Raw genomic sequence first — 17,452 nt, 5'->3', positions numbered from 1 at the left:
AGTTACTTTTGTTTTACGTGTCTGCTTTTAGCTTCTTTAATTACATTGATTGCATTATCCAGACCTTTCCATCCTATTATCTCCACATCTTTATTTTCTAAATATTTATACGTCTCAAAAAAATGGGTAATCTCTTTCAAAAGATGGGGTGGGACTTGATCTATCGTTTCTATGTGTATCCACAAGGGATCACTTTCCGGAACACATAGTATCTTTTCATCTCTGCCTTTCTCGTCCATCATATCAAATAGTGCAACAGGGTGCACATCTATCAAACAACCGGGGAATGTAGGTTCCCATGTTAATACCAGTGCATCTAAAGGATCCCCATCAAGGGCGAGTGTGTCGGGAAAGAAACCATAATCACAGGGATAGACCATCGAAGAAAAAAGCATCCTATCAAACTTTATCATTTCCTTTTCCTTGTCATACTCATATTTATTTCGGCTTCCCTTTGGAATTTCTATAAGTACACTTTCAATTTGTCTTTTAACCATCTTCACACCCTGTTTGATTATATTTGCTCCTATTATATTTCATCATGGTGCATATTTCAGTTACTTATACAAACATTGATGAAGATGTTACACCCGATATCCAGATGGGGATTTCTGGGGACGTTAATTCAATCACAAAAACTTTAAATCCATAAATCCATTCTTTTTTATGAATGGGGAGGTTAAGTGGTATCGTGCTAGTTTAAAGGAGACCTTTTCTCTCCTTGAAAGCAATAAGGAAGGCTTAAGTGAAGATGAAGCATCTTTCCGCTTATCTACCTATGGATACAATGAAGTTGAGGCAAAAAAGAAACATGGTCAACTGTATCTTTTTGCCAGACAATTTGCAAGCCCATTGATCTATGTGTTAATCGCTGCTGCAATAGTCACTTTCTTCTTAAAAGAATATGCAGATACTGCTGTGATTGCCGGAGTGGTCCTGGCTAATGCAATAATTGGTTTTGTGCAGGAAAAAAAGGCTGAAAACGCTCTGGAATCCCTTGCCCGGATGATGCGTCCCGAAGCTACTGTACTTCGCAATGGACAGCGCAAAGTCATCCCCAGTCGGGAACTGGTGGTAGGGGATGTGGTGCTCTTTGATGCCGGTGCAAGGGTGCCTGCCGATGTAAGGCTTTTCCAGACCAAGAACCTGCGTATCGATGAATCAGCTCTTACCGGCGAATCCATGGCGGTTGAAAAGAATACTACAGCCATTTCCGGTGAGGACGTACCACTTGCAGACCAGAAAAACATGGCTTTTTCAGCCACTCTTGTAACACAGGGTGTTGGATATGGTGTGGTGGTGGCAACCGGCCCTCGTACCGAGATAGGCAAGATCTCAGAACTCATCAAGGAATCGGAAAGTATTTCTACTCCACTGATACGCACTATCAATCACCTGAGCAAATTACTGTTTGTTGTCATCCTTTTTGTTTCGGTCCTGACATTTATTATTGGACGTCTGCAGGGCTTTGAATATCTGGAAATTTTCCTGGCCTCAGTTAGTCTTGCAGTGGCGGCCATTCCTGAAGGTTTGCCAGCTCTTATCACCATATCACTGGCCATAGGGGTAAAATCCATGGCCTCAAAGAATGCCATAATGAGAAACCTGCCTTCAGTGGAAACACTGGGATCCGCTACTGTCATATGCTCCGATAAGACAGGCACCCTGACTATGAATCAAATGACAGTAACAACAATATATACCTCAGAAGGGTGGTTTGATGTTACAGGTGAAGGTTATTTGCCCAAAGGGACCTTTGCCAGTGAAGGAGTGCAAGTTTCCCCTCATGATTATGGTTCCTTGATGGAGACCCTCAAGGCAGGTTTCCTGTGTAACGATGCGTATCTGCGTGAAGAAGGAGGTGTGGTTGGTGATCCCACAGAAGGGGCACTACTGGTATCCGCTTTGAAAGCATCATCTTTCCATTTACCTCGTATTGATTCACTGCCCTTTGAATCCGAAAAACGATTTATGGCAACTCTGCATGAAAAGGATGAAAAATCCAATATAATTTTTGTAAAGGGCTCACCGGAAACAATAATCAGGATGTGCTCCTCTAAATACGGAGATGAGGAGGTTTTTGATCCGACTGAAATACTTGAAGTTGCTTCAAACATGGCATCTGAAGGCCTGCGTGTTATTGCCATGGCATACCGGGAAGTGGGATCTGACAGGGAAGAAGTAAAGGAAGAGGATATTGACGATCTTATTTTTCTGGGGTTGCAGGGAATGCGTGATCCCCCCCGGGAAGAGGTCAGGGATGCTATCAAAAAATGCAAAACAGCCGGTATCCGTGTAATCATGATAACGGGGGATCATGGACTCACAGGTCACAGTATCGCAAATCAACTCGGTATAACCACAGAAGGTGTACTTACAGGTTCAGAACTTGATAGCATGTCGGATGAGCACCTGCATGAAAAATTAGAATATGTTTCTGTCTTTGCGCGTACTTCCCCGGAAAATAAATCTCGTATTGTCAGGTTGCTGCAGGAGCAGGGAGAGGTTGTGGCCGTCACGGGAGACGGGATAAATGATGCACCAGCCCTCAAAAGGGCAGATATAGGAGTTGCAATGGGCAAATCCGGTACAGAGGTTGCCAAGGAAGCCTCGGACATGGTGCTTGCGGATGACAATTTTGCTTCCATTGTAAATGCTGTGGAGGAAGGCAGGGATGTTTACGACAAAATCCAGAAGGTTATTTTATGGATGCTGCCCACCAATGCTGCCGAGGGGCTTGCTGTAATGGCTGCAGTGCTGCTGGGAATTACCAATCCTCCTCTATTGCCTCTACATATATTGTGGATTAATACTGTAACAGCAATCGGTTTGGGTGTACCCATCGTTTTTGAACCGAAGGAATCCTTGTTATTGAGAAGACATCCACGCCCTCCCGAAGAGCCACTTTTACTGCCGGTTATCAAGCAAAGAATTGTTTTAGTTGCCCTGCTGATGGTAACAGCAACATTCCTTTTGTTCTTCTTTGAGATTAACAACCAGAAAACCCCGGTAGCTACAGCACAGACCATTGCGTTGAATACCATTGTATTCTTTGAGATCTTCTATCTTTTCAGTTCAAAATCCATTTATGAAAATACATTTGGCCGGCTATTTTCTAACATGGCAATGTTGGCCGGGGTGATTGTGGTTGTCCTGCTACAGTTGCTGATAACCTATAACCCATTGATTAATGGTATCCTTGACACAGTACCTTTAAGGTTGGTTGACTGGGTAATTATAGTAATAATCGCCAGTTCTGTGTTCTTTGTGATCGAAACTGAAAAGATGCTGCGTAAGCGCCAGAAAAGCAAAATTGCCCGTTAAGGAAAGCATCAAGTATTTCATTCCTTTTTCGATATTTCCTAAACTGTTGGCATACGAGAATATCACATGGCCTTCTCCACCGGACCCAAAGTCGATACCCGATGTGGTAACTCCGGTTTTTTCCAGAATCTGCCTGCTGAATTCAAGTGAATTCCCGGTAAACTTATTTCCATTGTAGAAACAAGGACTGCCTTGCCTCCAATGGCTTTGACGAAATTGGGATAACATGCATAGATTGGACATCGCTACCTTTACCCCTTCATCAACAAGCGCCATGAAACTCAACATAAGGGCAGGGCTTGTACCAGAAGTGATAACTACCTGAAGGGTCTAGGTTGAAACGTGTGTTGTAGTCGTCAGTGATTACCTCTCTGAGTTCGGGTATCCCCTGACTATGTGTGTAGGTTGGTATTGCAGGCATCGAGGGCATATGGGCAGCTTCACATATATGGGGAGCAGTGGAAAAATCCGGTTCTCCAATCTCCAGATGAATAATACTTTTCCCCTCTGCTTCGAGCTGCTGGCCCCTCTCCAGTACCTCCATAACGTAAAAAGGTGGTATGTCTGCTACTTTCTGGGATATTATGGCAATGATATTGCGCTGTATTTGTTATTTAAACCTTTTCAATCTTTCATCTAATTCTCAAAAAACGTTACCATAAAATTCCCTGGCATCCTCGCGTGCTGCATAACAGATTTGTTCCCTTAGGTCAGGTATTGCGGAGAGAACCCTTGTCCAGTCTGGCAACAGCATATTATGGGGTTTATCAATATATTCTTCCCCGGATTTCATGATGACCTTTGAGAACATATCCACATAGGTTTCCTCTTCATGACGGTTAAAGTTGAGGCCATTGAAAAGGGCATCAGTATAATATTTTCTTATAATGTCCTGCCCCCTTCTCTTATATTTCACCTGTATACTATGCAAGAGTGAATGGGATATGGGGGTGGTTGATGATTCCGTGATTATACGTAGAAGCGTTGAGAAAATATCGCCGGTCATCTTGCAGAGGCCTTCAGTGCGGTCATGACCAAGTTCTTTGTGTTTGTGATCGTAAAACCCAAGATCTGTCTGGCATACTCTCTTGAAAGTGGCATTATTGTAGACTTCTGCAAGTAATCCGACTTCAAGTCCCCAGTCTGCCGGGATTCTTATATTGAGTGCAAGATCGCTTGTCATTGCAAATTCGCCGGAGAGGGTGTAGCGGAAAGATCTGAAATAGTCCAGGATATCTGAATCACACCAACGTTCTTTGTGCAGGGTATTCATAAGGGGCTGGACAAAAAGACGATAAACACGTCCATGCATAGTTTTTTTGTCCTGGTTTATCCTTGCATAATAACCTTTGTTGAAAAAGAAATTCAGATCACGACTGACTATGGGATAAAAAAGCTTTAAAGGAATGGCAGATGTGTAATTGACAATATCCGCATCATGCAGGGCAATTGCATAAGAATTCAGGCTGGCAACACCCAGGCCCAGCCAGGCATCCATGCCCTTACCCCTGAACCCTGTAAGGTCAAGATCAATCTCTTTCATATCATCAATGATTTTTTGGACCCTTTTGCCATTACACCATATGAGCATATGGTCGGTTTTTAACTGGCTGAAAAATTGTGCAGCTTTTCGGTATTGTTCAGGATTATCAGCTGCCATTGGAATAATTATCTGTTTAATACAGTCGCATTTATTTAGTGCCTCCACGATTTGCTGGAGAGGAAGTTTTTCGACTTCCTCGTATAATATCGGTATGATCAGGCAAGCAGGTCGTTTTTGTTCAAGTTGTTTAATTTTTTCTTCAAGTTTATTGACATCAATGCAAAAATCATGTATTGTAGTAATATCCTCCTGATGAAAATCCATTTAATTCCCCCCCATTTATGGATGATGTTTTGTACTATGAATATATTTTTTATCCTGATTCTCTCCCTCTTAAAGTCGAATCAGTGATTGAATGTCTATTCATAATTCCATTTTTGCTTTATATAATGGAGCCAAAAAATTTATAGTTTTCTATTTCCCCACAATTTCCTGTAAGAAAGGCGCAGGATATAAATTTGCCAGTTCTATCACGTCAGTATCTCAGAAAAGTATGATAATAGACTGCAGTGGATATATGGTTCAACAATGATTATGGTTGTAAATTCTATAAAGTTGAACTTTCGTGATGTCCTTTTTGGATGATTATATGTAATAGATAATAAGTATTTTATACTTCGAATAACCTTATATTTGTACTTATACTTAATATCTGGCGTAGTCAGGAGTATACTATAAATGGAAGAAATGGCGGCAGAAAAATGGTTTCAGCTTGGTTTTCACGCCGAATATCCTGAAGACAAGATTCGCTGCTACTCACGCGTTCTCGAAGTGGAAAAAGATTCTTTGATCTGGGATGATGAAGCGATTGCCCTTGTATGGACGAACAAAGGCATCGCCCACAGCGATCTGACAGAATATCAGGAAGCTATTCGTTGTTTTGATAATGCTCTTGAACTTAATGGGAATAATCCCGATATTTGGTACAATAAAGGCATAGTTTATTCCTAGTTGAAATAGCCAGAAAAAGCGATTGAATGCTTTGACAGGTCTACCGAGATTGATCCAGATTATGATAATGCATGGCTGAATAAAGGAATGATGTTGTGTACTATAAAGAAATATGATGAAGCCCTTATTTGTTATGGACATATTAATATCAGGGAAACTGATTCTGCTGAAAAGAGGACTATTTTGTGGAACTGTAGGGGTGTATCATATTTCTTAAAAGGGGCATATGGTGAAGCAACACGATGTTTTTCTCATGTATTAAATCTTGATCCTGAATGTGAAGAAGCAAAAAATTACCTGAAAAAGGCTATATCCCTGCTTAATCAGCAAAAAAAACAAACATCCAATTACTAAGTACCATTATTTGTGTTTAATTTTATATATGTGGAATCCCAATATCTCTACGATTATACTATCAATTTATGGAGAGGGATGGAAATACTTGGATACTACCAATTTATGAAGAGGGATGGAAATACTTGGTAATTTAAAAAACTCCATACGTCATTATGTATTGCCATTTGCATCCAGAATCCCCTTCTCCCCCGACGTAATCACATATCTTGGGCTTTTTGTAAGTTTTCTGGCAGCTTTCGAATTCGCAAAAGGCTATCTTTTATATGGTGCCCTTTTTTTAATTCTTGGAGGGGTACTTGATGTTTTAGACGGGGCCGTTGCACGTGCCAGTGGTACAACATCGGCTTTTGGAGGGGTACTTGATTCGGTATGTGATCGTTATGCAGATGCTATTGTTTTCGCAGGTTTGATTTATGGTTTTGTAAACAACACAATTCAAGGTACCGGATTTTTTATAGAAGGATGGATTTGGTGTATCTTTGCAATGATCGGCTCATATCTTGTCAGTTACACACGCGCCCGTGCCGAAGCAGCAGGTGCATCCAAACTTGATATAGGGGTGGCAGAAAGATCTGAAAGAATTATAATTCTGATACTCGGCGCACTTTCAGGTTTCCTCCTGCAAGCACTTGCACTTATTGCAATCCTGACCCATATTACTTTTATACAGCGGGTTATGGAGGCAAAACAGCGTCTATAGAAGAGATTATATAACACATCATTTATGTCTAGGGTTGGATTTCTTTACAATCACAGCTGAGGATTAATATGCTATATGAGGCAGAAGTCACCATCAATCTAAAGGCCGGTATGCTGGACCCTGAAGGAACTACTATCAAGCGTGCTCTGGGACACCTGGGTTATAATACAGAGAGTGTTAAAAGCACCAAAAGGTATGTGATTGAACTTAATGCAGAATCAGAAGAAAATGCACGCGGACTTGTTGACCAAATGTGCCAGAAACTGATTGCAAACCCTATAATTCACGATTACTCGATTGACCTGAGGGAAATAGAATGACCGTTGCCATCATACAGTTCGGTGGGAGTAATTGTGATAATGATGTCCTGCATGTCTTGCAGAATGTACTTGGAATTGATGCCGAACTTGTCTGGTATAAAGAAGAGAAACTCGATGGCTATGAAGCTGTTGTAATCCCGGGTGGTTTCTCATATGGTGACTATTTGAGATCAGGTGCTATTGCTTCAAGAACACCTATCATGGAATCTGTGAGAAAACTGGCTGACAATGGCAAGCCAGTTATGGGAATATGCAACGGTTTCCAGATACTTACTGAGTCAGGGCTGCTGGATGGAGCCCTTACAACAAACAGTTATCCCAAGTTCAAATGTGAATGGTCATACCTGAAGGTAGAAAATACGAATACACATTTTACTTCAATGTATGAAAAGGGTCAGGTAATCCGCATCCCGATTGCCCATAAGGATGGCAAATACTACCACGATGACATATCCCTGCAGCAGCTGGAAGATAATAAACAGGTTGTATTCAGATATGTAGATGAAAAAGGCAATCCAACCGAAGCTGTCAACCCAAACGGTTCACGTAATAACATTGCAGGCATCACAAATAGAATGGGTAATATACTGGGTATGATGCCACATCCCGAACGAGCATCGGAGACAATTATAGGTTCTGATGATGGTCTTTTGATGTTTAAGTCGATGGTTGAAGCCGGCTGGAAATAATCATCTGCTTGCTTTTAGTTTTGCAGCGGTTTTCCAGGAATGCCTGACAAAATCGGGTAAATTCCCATTTTTATCCATCCATTCCTGAAGGAATTTTTTGGTTTTGGGATCTGATGGATAACCGCTTCCAAAATCTTCATTGATAGATTCTTTGATATTTCCTATAAGCTCGTCTCTTCTGACTTTTGCAATAATGGAGGCTGCAGATACTATTGGGTATATGTCATCGGCACGATGCTCGGAAACAATTTCCAGTTTTTTTTCTCCTTCATGTTTATTTTCATATGCAGCAAGAAGTTTCTTGCCAAACCTTTCTGCGTTTACATCTGCAGCATCTACATATGCCAGATCGGGTTTCAGGTTTTCGAGGACACTAGAAAACCCTCTTATCATGATATCATTCATGCTCATTATGTTGCGTAACTCATCTATTTGGCAGGCTTCGATTTCCTGAATAAATATCCCTTCTGCATATTTACGTATTTGGCGGGCGAGATTTTCCCTTTTTTTAGGAGACAGTTTTTTTGAGTCTGCCACACCCAGATTCTTCAGGGCGTTTATGTTTGATTCATCCATAATAACACCGGCAACACACATTGGTCCGATTACCGGTCCTTTGCCAGCTTCGTCAATTCCTGCAATTTTCATAGTTGTCCTCATCTTCATATAAATAAAGTAAAGATAACATATGCAATTGTCATCATCACTATTGAATGTTTCAATCCGGCGAGGACTTTCCCTTCACCCATTGCACCTGCCATCAGGCCGGAACTCAGTCCCTGTATCAGACAGGCATGTTTGAACAATCTCGTATACTCATCCAGGTTAAAACTCGAAAGGAAACTTGCCTGTGTTCCCGAAGAAGCCATTTTCGCACCTGCAGATGCCATTTCTGTCAGGAAGGTAGTGGATATTACATAGATCACACCTACAAAAACAAAAAAAGCAATGTAGATAATTACTATATAAATCATCATGCTCATTGAACGTTCCCGTTTCATATCCTGTTCAGATGATGCATCACGGGATGCTACGAGTAAAACCTGACCTATATCTCCACTGGACTCATTGGCCTTGGTAATAAGGGTAAATGACCTTGCCACAACCTGGGTCCTCAGTCGGTTTGCAAACCTGATAAGACTGTCATTTATGTTTACTCCCCAGGAAATATCCCTCCATACCTTTTTTATTTCCTTACTGAGAGTATCAGTTTCCTTTCTTGACATAAGCTTTATTGAATCCTGTAAGGTCATCCCGGTCTCGTTAGTACTGGCCAGTTTTTTCAACAGGTCAGGAATATTTTGTTCCAGTTTCTTCTTGCGCCGGTTTTTCTTCTCATAGAATATTGTCAGGGGAACAACTGCTGCAAAAAATCCAAATACAAGATAATCATCAATAAAATCAATTATCCCGGAGGGTAATCCTCCATCATTCATATTGAGCAGGAGAGGAATTATTATTATGCATACACCAATCGGACCCGTTATAACCAGTGTATATTCGGGCTTTTCCAGCATTGGCTTTAAAGGATTCTTTATATATTTCTTATACTGAAGGCCTTTTTTTGATTTAATGAAACTTTCAAAATATCCGCGTTTTTGTACTTTTTCCTCTTTTTCATCTATAACATCCCCCTTTTCGTCATAAACAGGCTGGAGGTGTAGAGGTACTTCGGGAATTCCATGATCATATGTATCATTGGTCTTGAGTAACTTTGGTTCCCCGAGCTCGCCAGGTGTTATTATGCTGATCATAACAACAAACATTAGGGAACCGATGGGTAGGACAGCATATATGATTGCATATACCATTGATTTTGAGCCGGAACCCATAATTATCATCATGATTCCCATTATTATGATAAACAGTGGGCCGGCCACAAATGCGGTTACATATGATTCAGAAAGCAATGCCAGTGTTTCCAGGAAACCTTTCTGGTCCACCATACTTTTCTGCAAGTACTGGTCTGATTTATCCTGGAAATATTTTGCAATATCTCCTCCACTATCTATAATTGTAACAAGATTGTATATCAAATCCTGAAACCTGTCTGAAGGGGTAGTACTGGATATATTTGTCAGTGCTGTTCTGATGTCGTTGCCGAAATATTCCATATCCTTTACAATGGTATCGACTTCGACAGCCACTTCCCCATAGGTATCTTCCGCTTTTGCAAGGGCTTTGAATACATCCAGGATATTCATCCCGCCCCTTGTTAATGCATACATAAAAGTTACTGCATAGGGGAGTTGTTGATCGATATTATTTTTCCTCTCGCCAGCCTGGAATGCAGGATAAAACATGAAAAGGACATAAGTTATACCTCCCAACACAAGTGCCAGGAAAATAACAATAAAAAAACCTACTATAATATCCCTGTAAGCCAGCAACCATACAAACGATGAATTGATCTGGATGCCGGTTAGCTGATCGGGTAATCCTATGACTGTGACTATGAGGTATGCGCATAAAAGTCCCAGCAAAGCCCCGAAAACCCCGGCAACAACAGAATAAAATATCCCTGCTGATACATACATTTCATAAGACACAGGAATTCGTGCCTGTTTTAGCTGGAGCTGGAGACTTGAATACCTGTCACCTTTTTCCTTTACCCTCTCTCCCAGAAGGGCAAAAGGAATTTTTCTGGCAAGTTCAAAAAGAATTTGACCATAATCTTTTTCTGAATTGCTTGTTCCATTTAATTTGAAACGTGTCTTCAGATGCCTGGAAGAATTTATTATTTTTTGTTTGTGCGATATTTTATTGGTTTGAGGCAGGCGGGATGTCTTATTGACAGGATTCGTAGATTCCCTTATTACATTGGGCTCAACTGTGGCGTCATCTTCTCCATCTTTTGATCCATCCAAGTTTATCCCACCATTTATTGATCCATTCCAAATCTGGTAAGGGTCCTTTCAGGTGTTGCCTGGTACTCTTTAATGATGGTAGCAATCTCTTTGAAATCCCGGATACCATTGTCCAGCATATATTCAAGTATATTTTGCCGGGTTTGCAGTTCTCGCTTTATATCTTCTTCTTTCCAGCCCCTTTGTAGTTTTATATCGTTCAATGCTTTGGATTTACCGGTATGCCTGAAGGAATCAGCAGATGAATCCCACGTAAATATGTCATTGGTTCGAATATTGCGGGTATTTGGATCTATGTCGGTGATCTCCACAAGCTTCAGGTTTCTCCTGACACGTTTACCTGCTGAAAATGTCTGTGCCTGAATACTCATTATGTCAAGAGCCTGGATCATATTCCTGGGTACACTTATAGGAGGATTTTCCAGCCTGTGAATTGCCGATGACACCGAATCAGCATGCATGGTGGAAAATGTGGTATGGCCTGTAGACATCGCCTGGAACAATGTCAGTGCTTCTTTGCCTCTGACCTCACCTACCAGCAGGTACTCCGGTCTTTGCCTCAAAGCCGCCTTAAGCAGGTCATACATATCAACAGCTCCCCTTTCATCTGCTGTAAATGAATCCCTGGTAACTCCCGGTATCCAATTAATATGCGGCAATTTAAGTTCCCTTGTATCCTCAAGGGAAACGATTTTTGCCTTTTCAGGAATGAATAAGGAGACTGCGTTCAATGATGAAGTCTTACCTGAAGCCGTCCCTCCAGCATATATTAGGCTCTTATTATTTTCAATACACAACCACAGATATGCCATTCCTGCCGAAGAGAAGGTGCCCCACTCAAGAAGGTCAATTGGTGTAATAGGAGTTTCACTGAATTTACGAATGGTGAAAGTACTGCCGTGAGTGGTTACACTTGTACCCAGAGTCATCTGGATACGGGACCCATCAGGCATTGTGGCATCTATCATTGGTTCGGCTACAGATATATGTTTACCACTTTTTTGAGCAAGCTGGACTATAAAGGAATTGAGTTCATCTTCCTCAAAGTAGATATTGGTGGAAATATTGCTGTATTTCTTGTGGTAGAGAAAAATAGGCTTGTCGTGTCCGTTACCTGATATATCTTCTATCCCTTCGTCATACATCAGTGGATCTATTTTTCCCAGTCGGACAAAATCTCTTTTTATATAATAAATGATTTTTCCCAGCATAAGGGGGGTAAATTTAATAGCATAATCCGTAAGGATGATCAGTATCTTCTCTTCCAGTATCTTTTCTTTGTCCGCCTGCCTGTCAATATTTTCCACGAGTAAAACATCACGCAGACGATCTTTTATCTCTGTCAGGAAGACTTCTTCAAATTCATCCAATTTTGGCTCTACTATCTGGTACAGATAATCATTGAGGAGTTCATTATAAAGAATGACTACAAAACAAAATGGCTCATCAAGCCAATATCTCTCAATTTCTTCATAATTTGCTATCCCTTCAAAATATGTAATGGGGCCATGGATAGCAGGGTCATACTGTTCTATTGGTTCGATTTCTCTTTCGAGGAGATTACGTATTTTCTGGATGAAATTAATATTTTTAAAACTTGTCTTTATTTTAGTTTGTGAATCAGTCTCTTCGCCTGATTCTTTATTTTCTCCTTTTGGTTCATCCTCTTGTAAATTTTCCGTATTATCAGTGGCAGTAGGAGTTTGAGATAAAGACGTTTTCATCATATCGTTGTCATTTAGGTCTTCTGTGTCAAGGGCTTCATTTGTTTTTTTCTGTACCTCATCAATATTTTTGTCAGCAGTTTCGTTTTCTGGATGTGGAGTGAATATATTTGGCAAATCCTCTTTAGAATCGGAAGTATTTGATTCTCCACCTGATAGTATTCTTTGCTCTTCATTATTTTCGTTTGCAGATGGATTTTCTCTACTTATGATTTTTTCACCTTTGGAAGGTGAGAAAATAATTTCATCCTTTTTTTCTTTAACAAACAAGGTATCTTTTTGAGAAGTTTTTTCTTTTTTACGGAAGGAGCCGGGTTTGAAAAGTTTTGGTTCTATTACTCCCGGTCCTTCTCGCTTGCCAGTGGATGAGCTTTTATTGTTCTTTGAATTATCTCCCTTGCCTGAATAATCCATACCCCTTTTTACGGAATCTTCATCACTCATTTTGTCACCGGAAATCAATTATTATTTATGGGTATTATGAGCCTATATGCAGCGTACATATATATCAGTAATAATATTATAATCATTATTATAGTTATGGATAATATTCTCCTTCTATCCATGAAAAACATTAAATCTTAGATACCCATTTTCCAAGCATACAAACCAACTTTACGGAAGATCCCCATGCCCATTATAACACTGGATTATGAAGACCTTGAGAAACTTACAGGTACTGACCGGGATAGCATAATAGATAGGGTTCCCATGATCGGAGCAGATATCGAACGTCTTGAAGACAAATCCATTGATATCGAATTCTTCCCCGACCGTCCCGATCTATATAGTGTTGAAGGTGTTTCCAGAGCAATGCGGGGTTTTATGGATATTGAAACAGGGCCTGTAAAATATAATATTAACGATTCAGATGTTGAAATATTTCTGGACAACGATATAAAGAGTATCCGTCCTGTGCTTGCTTGTGCTATTGTCCGCGGAGTCAAATTCACCGAATCCTCAATAAAATCCCTGATGGATCTGCAGGAATCCCTGCATTGGGGATTGGGCAGAGACCGTAAGAAAGTGTCAATCGGGGTTCATGATCTCTCCGGGGTCAAACCACCTTTCAAGTATATTGGTGGCGACCCATCAGTGGATTTTGTTCCTCTCGATTTCACCGAACCCATGAACCTGGCCGACATTCTTGAAAAGCACCCAAAGGGCACACGTTTTGCCCATCTCCTTAAAGGCTATTCCAAATATCCCCTTATACTTGATGCTGATGATCAGGTGCTTTCCTTCCCACCTATAATTAACGGAACACTAACCATGGTGAACAAAAATACCACCGATATTTTCATAGATGTAACAGGCCTGAGTGGCGAAGTTTATACAGCCCTCAACATTGTTGTGGCTGCACTAGCCGATCGTGGAGGCCGGATTGAATCAGTTAAGATTAATAATCCCGATGGGGAATCAAAGATCACTCCTGATCTCTCACCGGAAAAACGTATTATTTCAATGGATGAAGTAAAATCCCTTGTTGGTATGGACTTCACATCAGAGGAAGTAGCAGGTCATTTGAGAAGAATGCGTTATGCAGCATCACCTGCAGGCACCAATGCAGTGGAGATAGAAATTCCTCCCTACAGGGCAGATATCCTCCATAATTATGACATAATTGAAGACATTGCAATTTCGGTAGGTTTTGACAATATTGAAGCAATATTTCCATCTACTTCCACAATCGGGAAAGCACATCCCCTTTCCCTGATGCAGGATGATATCAGGGAAATTATGGTCGGGCTGGGATATTCTGAAGTGATGCCATTCACTCTTACCAGTGAGAAGGTGCATTTTGATAATATGAGAAGGCCACATACAGAAGATGTAACATTTGTAATGCATCCCATCAGTGAAGACCAGACAATGATACGCACGACCCTCCTGCCCAACCAGCTGGAAATTCTTTCCCTGAACCAGCATCATGAACTACCTCAGCGCATATTTGAGGTCGGTGAGGCAATCGTAAATTGTGCAAATAAACTGCATCTGGCAGCTATGTCTATCCATGCACTGGCAAATTTCGAGGAAATAAGAGAAATTGTTGATTCAATGATGATGGAGCGAAATATCCCTTATTCAGTCAAGCCATCAGAAGACCCTGCATTTATTGAAGGCAGGAGAGCAGATATCCTGGTAAATGGTATTAAAGTAGGTGTGATGGGAGAAATTCATCCGCAAGTCATACTCAATTTCGGGCTTGGACAACCTGTTGTAGGTTTTGAAATAAACCTGGAATGAGTAACTGAGGTTCAATTACGATCTAAAAAAGAACGGGCCCGCCGCGATTCGAACACGAGTCAATGGGTATCTTCGCACCTTTCTAGGTAACATCGAAGCCCATCAGGATATCCTGGCTACCCCACGGGCCCGCAGGAAGCAGCCTTATCATAGTGATAACCTCTATTAAACTTTTCTATAGCGGCATTTAGAAACTGATACGATATTGCAACAATACAGCAACTACTATAAGCATCAATCCGAATATTTTTTTGAAATATTTTCTGGAAAGGGTTTCTAGATTCCATTTTGAGGTATACATAATCCGGGAGCCAAACTGGCTTCCAATCAGTGAGGCAGTCGCAAATAGTATCATGGTAGTAACAGAAATTTCTATATTGTTAAGGTGGGAGAGAAGGCCGGACAGTGAAGAGATCATTACAATTAGCGATGAAGTGGCAGGTGCCTCCCTTATTCCGTATCCAAGACCAAGGAGCAGGGGCACCACGAAAGTTCCCCCTCCGATACCCAGCATTCCCGCAGATATTCCTACCCCAATACCCACAAGTGATCCCAAAAACAGTCTCCTGTGGGTTGCTGGTTCTGCTATATGTGCTTGTTTTTTGCCATTAATGAGCATGCTTAATCCGACAAGAACGATTACAACACTGAAAATAAAGAGAATTGTCTCCTCAGAAACTCTCATGCCAATATGTGTTCCAATCGGTGCTCCGATTACGGAAAAGATAAGGAAAGGAATTGCAGTATGAAAATCTATCATTTTCTTTTTCAGATATGTAAATGAAGCTGAACCGGCTGTGGTCACATTGAGTAGAAGGGCAAGCGGGATTGCTATTCTCAGGTCAATGCCCATCCAGTAAAAAAGGGGTACATATATTACTGCCCCCCCAATTCCCAATAATGCAAAAATGGAGGAAAGTCCCAGGATTAGGATTGTAAGAAGAAAGGGATCTACAGCCATTATATCTTACTTGTCCTTTACATCTTTGTATCTTTCTTTGAAGCGGGCAATATCCTCACGTGTGCCTACAACAGATATGACATCTCCCTTTTCAAGTACTACATCATCCAGTTCTTCTATCTTTTTCTTATCTCCTTGCATATAGCCGATTACACGGCATCCTAGAGTATTATAGAGGTCAAGTTCGCCGATTGTCTTATTCTCCATATTCTTACCCACGACATGACGCTCAATTTCAATTCCTTCATAAAGCATTATGTCTTCTATCGGACAGTATCCTCCGGTCCCATAACAAACAGAAGTTATTTTTGCCAGCATCTGGCCGGCAACTATAGAAAGGGAAGCAACGTAATCCGCTCCTGCTTTGTAAATTTTGTCAATGGATTCTACTGAATTTGCTCTGGAATATATTGTGGACTCCGGATTCAACCCTCTGGAGATAAGAGTGGCAAAAATAATATCTGTATCTTGATTCAGACAAATTATCACTGTAGAGGCATTCTCAATACCTGCATTTTTGAGTACCTCTTCTTCCGTACCATTACCCACTATATATTCAAAATCAGGTCTTGGGAAAAGCCCTTCTTTTGAATCAACAATGACAAAAGGGATGTCGTTCTCGTCAAGTACTTCTACAATTCTTTTACCTACATCCCCGTATCCAAGAACGATTATATGGCCCATTTGCATTCCAGATCACCTATCATTTTGTAAGATCTTTTAATTCACTCAAATGTTCCATTGTACCGGTTGCAAGCAGTACAGTATTTTCTTTAATTATTTCTTCATCCTCAACTTTCAGGAACAATTTACCTTCTTTCCTTACTCCTATTATATTCGCTCCTGTTTTCTTGTGGATATTAGCTTCGTTGAATGATTTGCCAACAAGCTGGCTTGCAGGGTATACGGGAAGTTCTACAATGCTGTATTTATCCAGGAATGTAGTTGCACCACCAAGACCCATTACATAAGGGTCCAGTGCTTTTTTTCCCAGGAACCTGCCAAGTACAAGCTTTGGGGAAACTACACGATTTGCACCTGCATATTTGAGGTATTTGATATTTGCTGAATCTTCGGCTACTGCTATTATGTGAACATCTGCAAGACTGGAAGCGGCAAGGACAATACTGGCGTTTTCTTCATCAGAGCGATTTGCTATCAAAAAGCGAGCATTGCCAACCCTGGCATTTTCCAGTGTTTCATCATCTGTGGCTTTACCGTATATGCATGGTAGCTTTTTTTCAATAAGGCTTCGAAGTATCTCTTCATTGTCTTCAATGATTATGAAATTGACTTTCTGCTCCTCAAGTTCATCTATAAGCGTTTCCATTAACCGGTTGTAGCCACAAATGATTATATGGGAAGAAAAGGAGTCCGGCGCTTTTGTTGGAAGGGGCATGTTCAGGGCTTTTTCAAACCACGGTGTTATGACAAAAGTAATCAAAATACCAAATACCATGACTACACCACTCAATTCTACGAAGATGGTAAAAAATTTGCCAATTGGACTTGTTAATACAATGTCTCCGTAACCTACAGTAGTGGTAGTTGTAATTACCCAATATAGAGCATCTACAGGATTAGAAAACTGCGTTTGCCCTTCATAATTTACCAGCAAAAGAAAGACGATCGTATATATGATTACCACTGCCAGGGAAATACCCAGGTAATGGTACAGTGATCGTCTCCACATAGCCGGCAATTTCATT

General features: G+C 40.8%; 15 protein-coding genes, 1 tRNA gene and 1 pseudogene. 7 read left to right on the top strand and 10 right to left on the bottom strand.

The window, feature by feature from the left end:
• Positions 1 to 2 precede the first annotated feature (2 nt).
• Complete coding sequence (locus CI957_RS03405) at positions 3 to 497, bottom strand: inorganic diphosphatase (RefSeq protein ID WP_128754220.1); 495 nt, start codon at positions 495 to 497, stop codon at positions 3 to 5.
• A gap of 169 nt (positions 498 to 666) precedes the next feature.
• Here CI957_RS03405 and CI957_RS03400 point away from each other — a divergent pair, with 169 nt between their 5' ends.
• Positions 667 to 3,324, top strand: coding sequence for an HAD-IC family P-type ATPase (locus tag CI957_RS03400; protein ID WP_128754219.1), 2,658 nt, complete (start codon positions 667 to 669; stop codon positions 3,322 to 3,324).
• 262 nt (positions 3,325 to 3,586) lie between these two features.
• On the opposite strand, the gene CI957_RS10740 is transcribed toward CI957_RS03400, so the two are convergent.
• Together CI957_RS10740 and gpgS are read right to left on the bottom strand one after the other, a co-directional pair.
• The gene (locus tag CI957_RS10740; protein WP_206631033.1) at positions 3,587 to 3,868 is read right to left on the bottom strand and encodes a hypothetical protein; all 282 of its coding nucleotides are present in this window, start codon (positions 3,866 to 3,868) and stop codon (positions 3,587 to 3,589) included.
• A gap of 99 nt (positions 3,869 to 3,967) precedes the next feature.
• A complete protein-coding gene (gene gpgS / locus CI957_RS03390) occupies positions 3,968 to 5,191 on the bottom strand; it encodes a glucosyl-3-phosphoglycerate synthase (protein ID WP_096711739.1) in 1,224 nt (407 codons plus the stop codon).
• 414 nt (positions 5,192 to 5,605) lie between these two features.
• Between gpgS and CI957_RS03385 the strand changes: the two are divergent.
• From CI957_RS03385 to purQ, 5 genes and pseudogenes are all read left to right on the top strand, one after another.
• Positions 5,606 to 5,992 (top strand): annotated as a pseudogene (locus CI957_RS03385) (tetratricopeptide repeat protein); the annotation flags it as partial.
• Complete coding sequence (locus CI957_RS03380; RefSeq protein WP_128754217.1) at positions 5,966 to 6,232, top strand: tetratricopeptide repeat protein; 267 nt, start codon at positions 5,966 to 5,968, stop codon at positions 6,230 to 6,232. The pseudogene CI957_RS03385 and the gene CI957_RS03380, both read left to right, overlap by 27 nt.
• 115 nt (positions 6,233 to 6,347) lie before the next feature.
• Positions 6,348 to 6,935 carry a CDP-alcohol phosphatidyltransferase family protein gene (locus tag CI957_RS03375; RefSeq protein WP_181079125.1) on the top strand — a complete coding sequence of 196 codons (588 nt, stop codon included), beginning with the start codon at positions 6,348 to 6,350 and terminating at the stop codon, positions 6,933 to 6,935.
• A gap of 68 nt (positions 6,936 to 7,003) precedes the next feature.
• The gene (gene purS, locus CI957_RS03370; RefSeq protein ID WP_072359950.1) at positions 7,004 to 7,255 is read left to right on the top strand and encodes a phosphoribosylformylglycinamidine synthase subunit PurS; all 252 of its coding nucleotides are present in this window, start codon (positions 7,004 to 7,006) and stop codon (positions 7,253 to 7,255) included.
• Positions 7,252 to 7,944: a phosphoribosylformylglycinamidine synthase I gene (gene purQ / locus CI957_RS03365; protein ID WP_096711736.1), complete on the top strand. Its 693-nt coding sequence runs from the start codon at positions 7,252 to 7,254 to the stop codon at positions 7,942 to 7,944. Before purS ends, purQ begins: the two co-directional genes overlap by 4 nt.
• On the opposite strand, the gene rnhB is transcribed toward purQ, so the two are convergent.
• From rnhB to CI957_RS03350, 3 genes are read right to left on the bottom strand one after another with little or no spacing between them, the layout of a single operon-like run.
• On the bottom strand, positions 7,945 to 8,592 hold the full coding sequence (gene rnhB, locus CI957_RS03360; protein ID WP_128754216.1) for a ribonuclease HII: 648 nt from the start codon (positions 8,590 to 8,592) through the stop codon (positions 7,945 to 7,947).
• A 14-nt stretch (positions 8,593 to 8,606) separates the two neighbouring features.
• On the bottom strand, positions 8,607 to 10,811 hold the full coding sequence (locus CI957_RS03355; protein WP_241645868.1) for a type II secretion system F family protein: 2,205 nt from the start codon (positions 10,809 to 10,811) through the stop codon (positions 8,607 to 8,609).
• A gap of 14 nt (positions 10,812 to 10,825) precedes the next feature.
• Positions 10,826 to 12,979, bottom strand: a complete 2,154-nt coding sequence (locus CI957_RS03350; RefSeq protein ID WP_096711733.1) for a type II/IV secretion system ATPase subunit — start codon at positions 12,977 to 12,979, stop codon at positions 10,826 to 10,828.
• Positions 12,980 to 13,165: 186 nt separating this feature from the next.
• Here CI957_RS03350 and pheT point away from each other — a divergent pair, with 186 nt between their 5' ends.
• Positions 13,166 to 14,782, top strand: coding sequence for a phenylalanine--tRNA ligase subunit beta (pheT, locus tag CI957_RS03345; protein ID WP_128754214.1), 1,617 nt, complete (start codon positions 13,166 to 13,168; stop codon positions 14,780 to 14,782).
• 33 nt (positions 14,783 to 14,815) lie between these two features.
• Here pheT and CI957_RS03340 read toward each other — a convergent pair.
• From CI957_RS03340 to CI957_RS03325, 4 genes are all read right to left on the bottom strand, one after another.
• Positions 14,816 to 14,913: transfer RNA gene (locus CI957_RS03340), tRNA-Arg, on the bottom strand.
• 56 nt (positions 14,914 to 14,969) lie between these two features.
• On the bottom strand, positions 14,970 to 15,743 hold the full coding sequence (locus CI957_RS03335) for a sulfite exporter TauE/SafE family protein (RefSeq protein WP_105459995.1): 774 nt from the start codon (positions 15,741 to 15,743) through the stop codon (positions 14,970 to 14,972).
• A gap of 6 nt (positions 15,744 to 15,749) precedes the next feature.
• Positions 15,750 to 16,433, bottom strand: a complete 684-nt coding sequence (locus CI957_RS03330; protein ID WP_105459996.1) for a TrkA family potassium uptake protein — start codon at positions 16,431 to 16,433, stop codon at positions 15,750 to 15,752.
• A 13-nt stretch (positions 16,434 to 16,446) separates the two neighbouring features.
• A complete protein-coding gene (locus CI957_RS03325; RefSeq protein WP_128754213.1) occupies positions 16,447 to 17,451 on the bottom strand; it encodes a TrkA family potassium uptake protein in 1,005 nt (334 codons plus the stop codon).
• Position 17,452 lies beyond the last annotated feature (1 nt).

Source organism: Methanohalophilus sp. WG1-DM, assembly GCF_004104135.1.
Classification (GTDB): domain Archaea; phylum Halobacteriota; class Methanosarcinia; order Methanosarcinales; family Methanosarcinaceae; genus Methanohalophilus; species Methanohalophilus euhalobius.
This window is presented reverse-complemented; position numbering and strand designations above follow the sequence as displayed.

What these genes read in the sequence shown, in the direction of transcription:
- CI957_RS03405 (WP_128754220.1), bottom strand. Translation starts at nt 497, where the DNA reads ATGGTTAAAAGACAAATTGAAAGTGTACTTATAGAAATTCCAAAGGGA.
- CI957_RS03400 (WP_128754219.1), top strand. Translation starts at nt 667, where the DNA reads ATGAATGGGGAGGTTAAGTGGTATCGTGCTAGTTTAAAGGAGACCTTT.
- CI957_RS10740 (WP_206631033.1), bottom strand. Translation starts at nt 3,868, where the DNA reads ATGGAGGTACTGGAGAGGGGCCAGCAGCTCGAAGCAGAGGGGAAAAGT.
- gpgS (WP_096711739.1), bottom strand. Translation starts at nt 5,191, where the DNA reads ATGGATTTTCATCAGGAGGATATTACTACAATACATGATTTTTGCATT.
- CI957_RS03380 (WP_128754217.1), top strand. Translation starts at nt 5,966, where the DNA reads ATGATGTTGTGTACTATAAAGAAATATGATGAAGCCCTTATTTGTTAT.
- CI957_RS03375 (WP_181079125.1), top strand. Translation starts at nt 6,348, where the DNA reads ATGGAAATACTTGGTAATTTAAAAAACTCCATACGTCATTATGTATTG.
- purS (WP_072359950.1), top strand. Translation starts at nt 7,004, where the DNA reads ATGCTATATGAGGCAGAAGTCACCATCAATCTAAAGGCCGGTATGCTG.
- purQ (WP_096711736.1), top strand. Translation starts at nt 7,252, where the DNA reads ATGACCGTTGCCATCATACAGTTCGGTGGGAGTAATTGTGATAATGAT.
- rnhB (WP_128754216.1), bottom strand. Translation starts at nt 8,592, where the DNA reads ATGAAAATTGCAGGAATTGACGAAGCTGGCAAAGGACCGGTAATCGGA.
- CI957_RS03350 (WP_096711733.1), bottom strand. Translation starts at nt 12,979, where the DNA reads ATGAGTGATGAAGATTCCGTAAAAAGGGGTATGGATTATTCAGGCAAG.
- pheT (WP_128754214.1), top strand. Translation starts at nt 13,166, where the DNA reads ATGCCCATTATAACACTGGATTATGAAGACCTTGAGAAACTTACAGGT.
- CI957_RS03335 (WP_105459995.1), bottom strand. Translation starts at nt 15,743, where the DNA reads ATGGCTGTAGATCCCTTTCTTCTTACAATCCTAATCCTGGGACTTTCC.
- CI957_RS03330 (WP_105459996.1), bottom strand. Translation starts at nt 16,433, where the DNA reads ATGCAAATGGGCCATATAATCGTTCTTGGATACGGGGATGTAGGTAAA.
- CI957_RS03325 (WP_128754213.1), bottom strand. Translation starts at nt 17,451, where the DNA reads ATGAAATTGCCGGCTATGTGGAGACGATCACTGTACCATTACCTGGGT.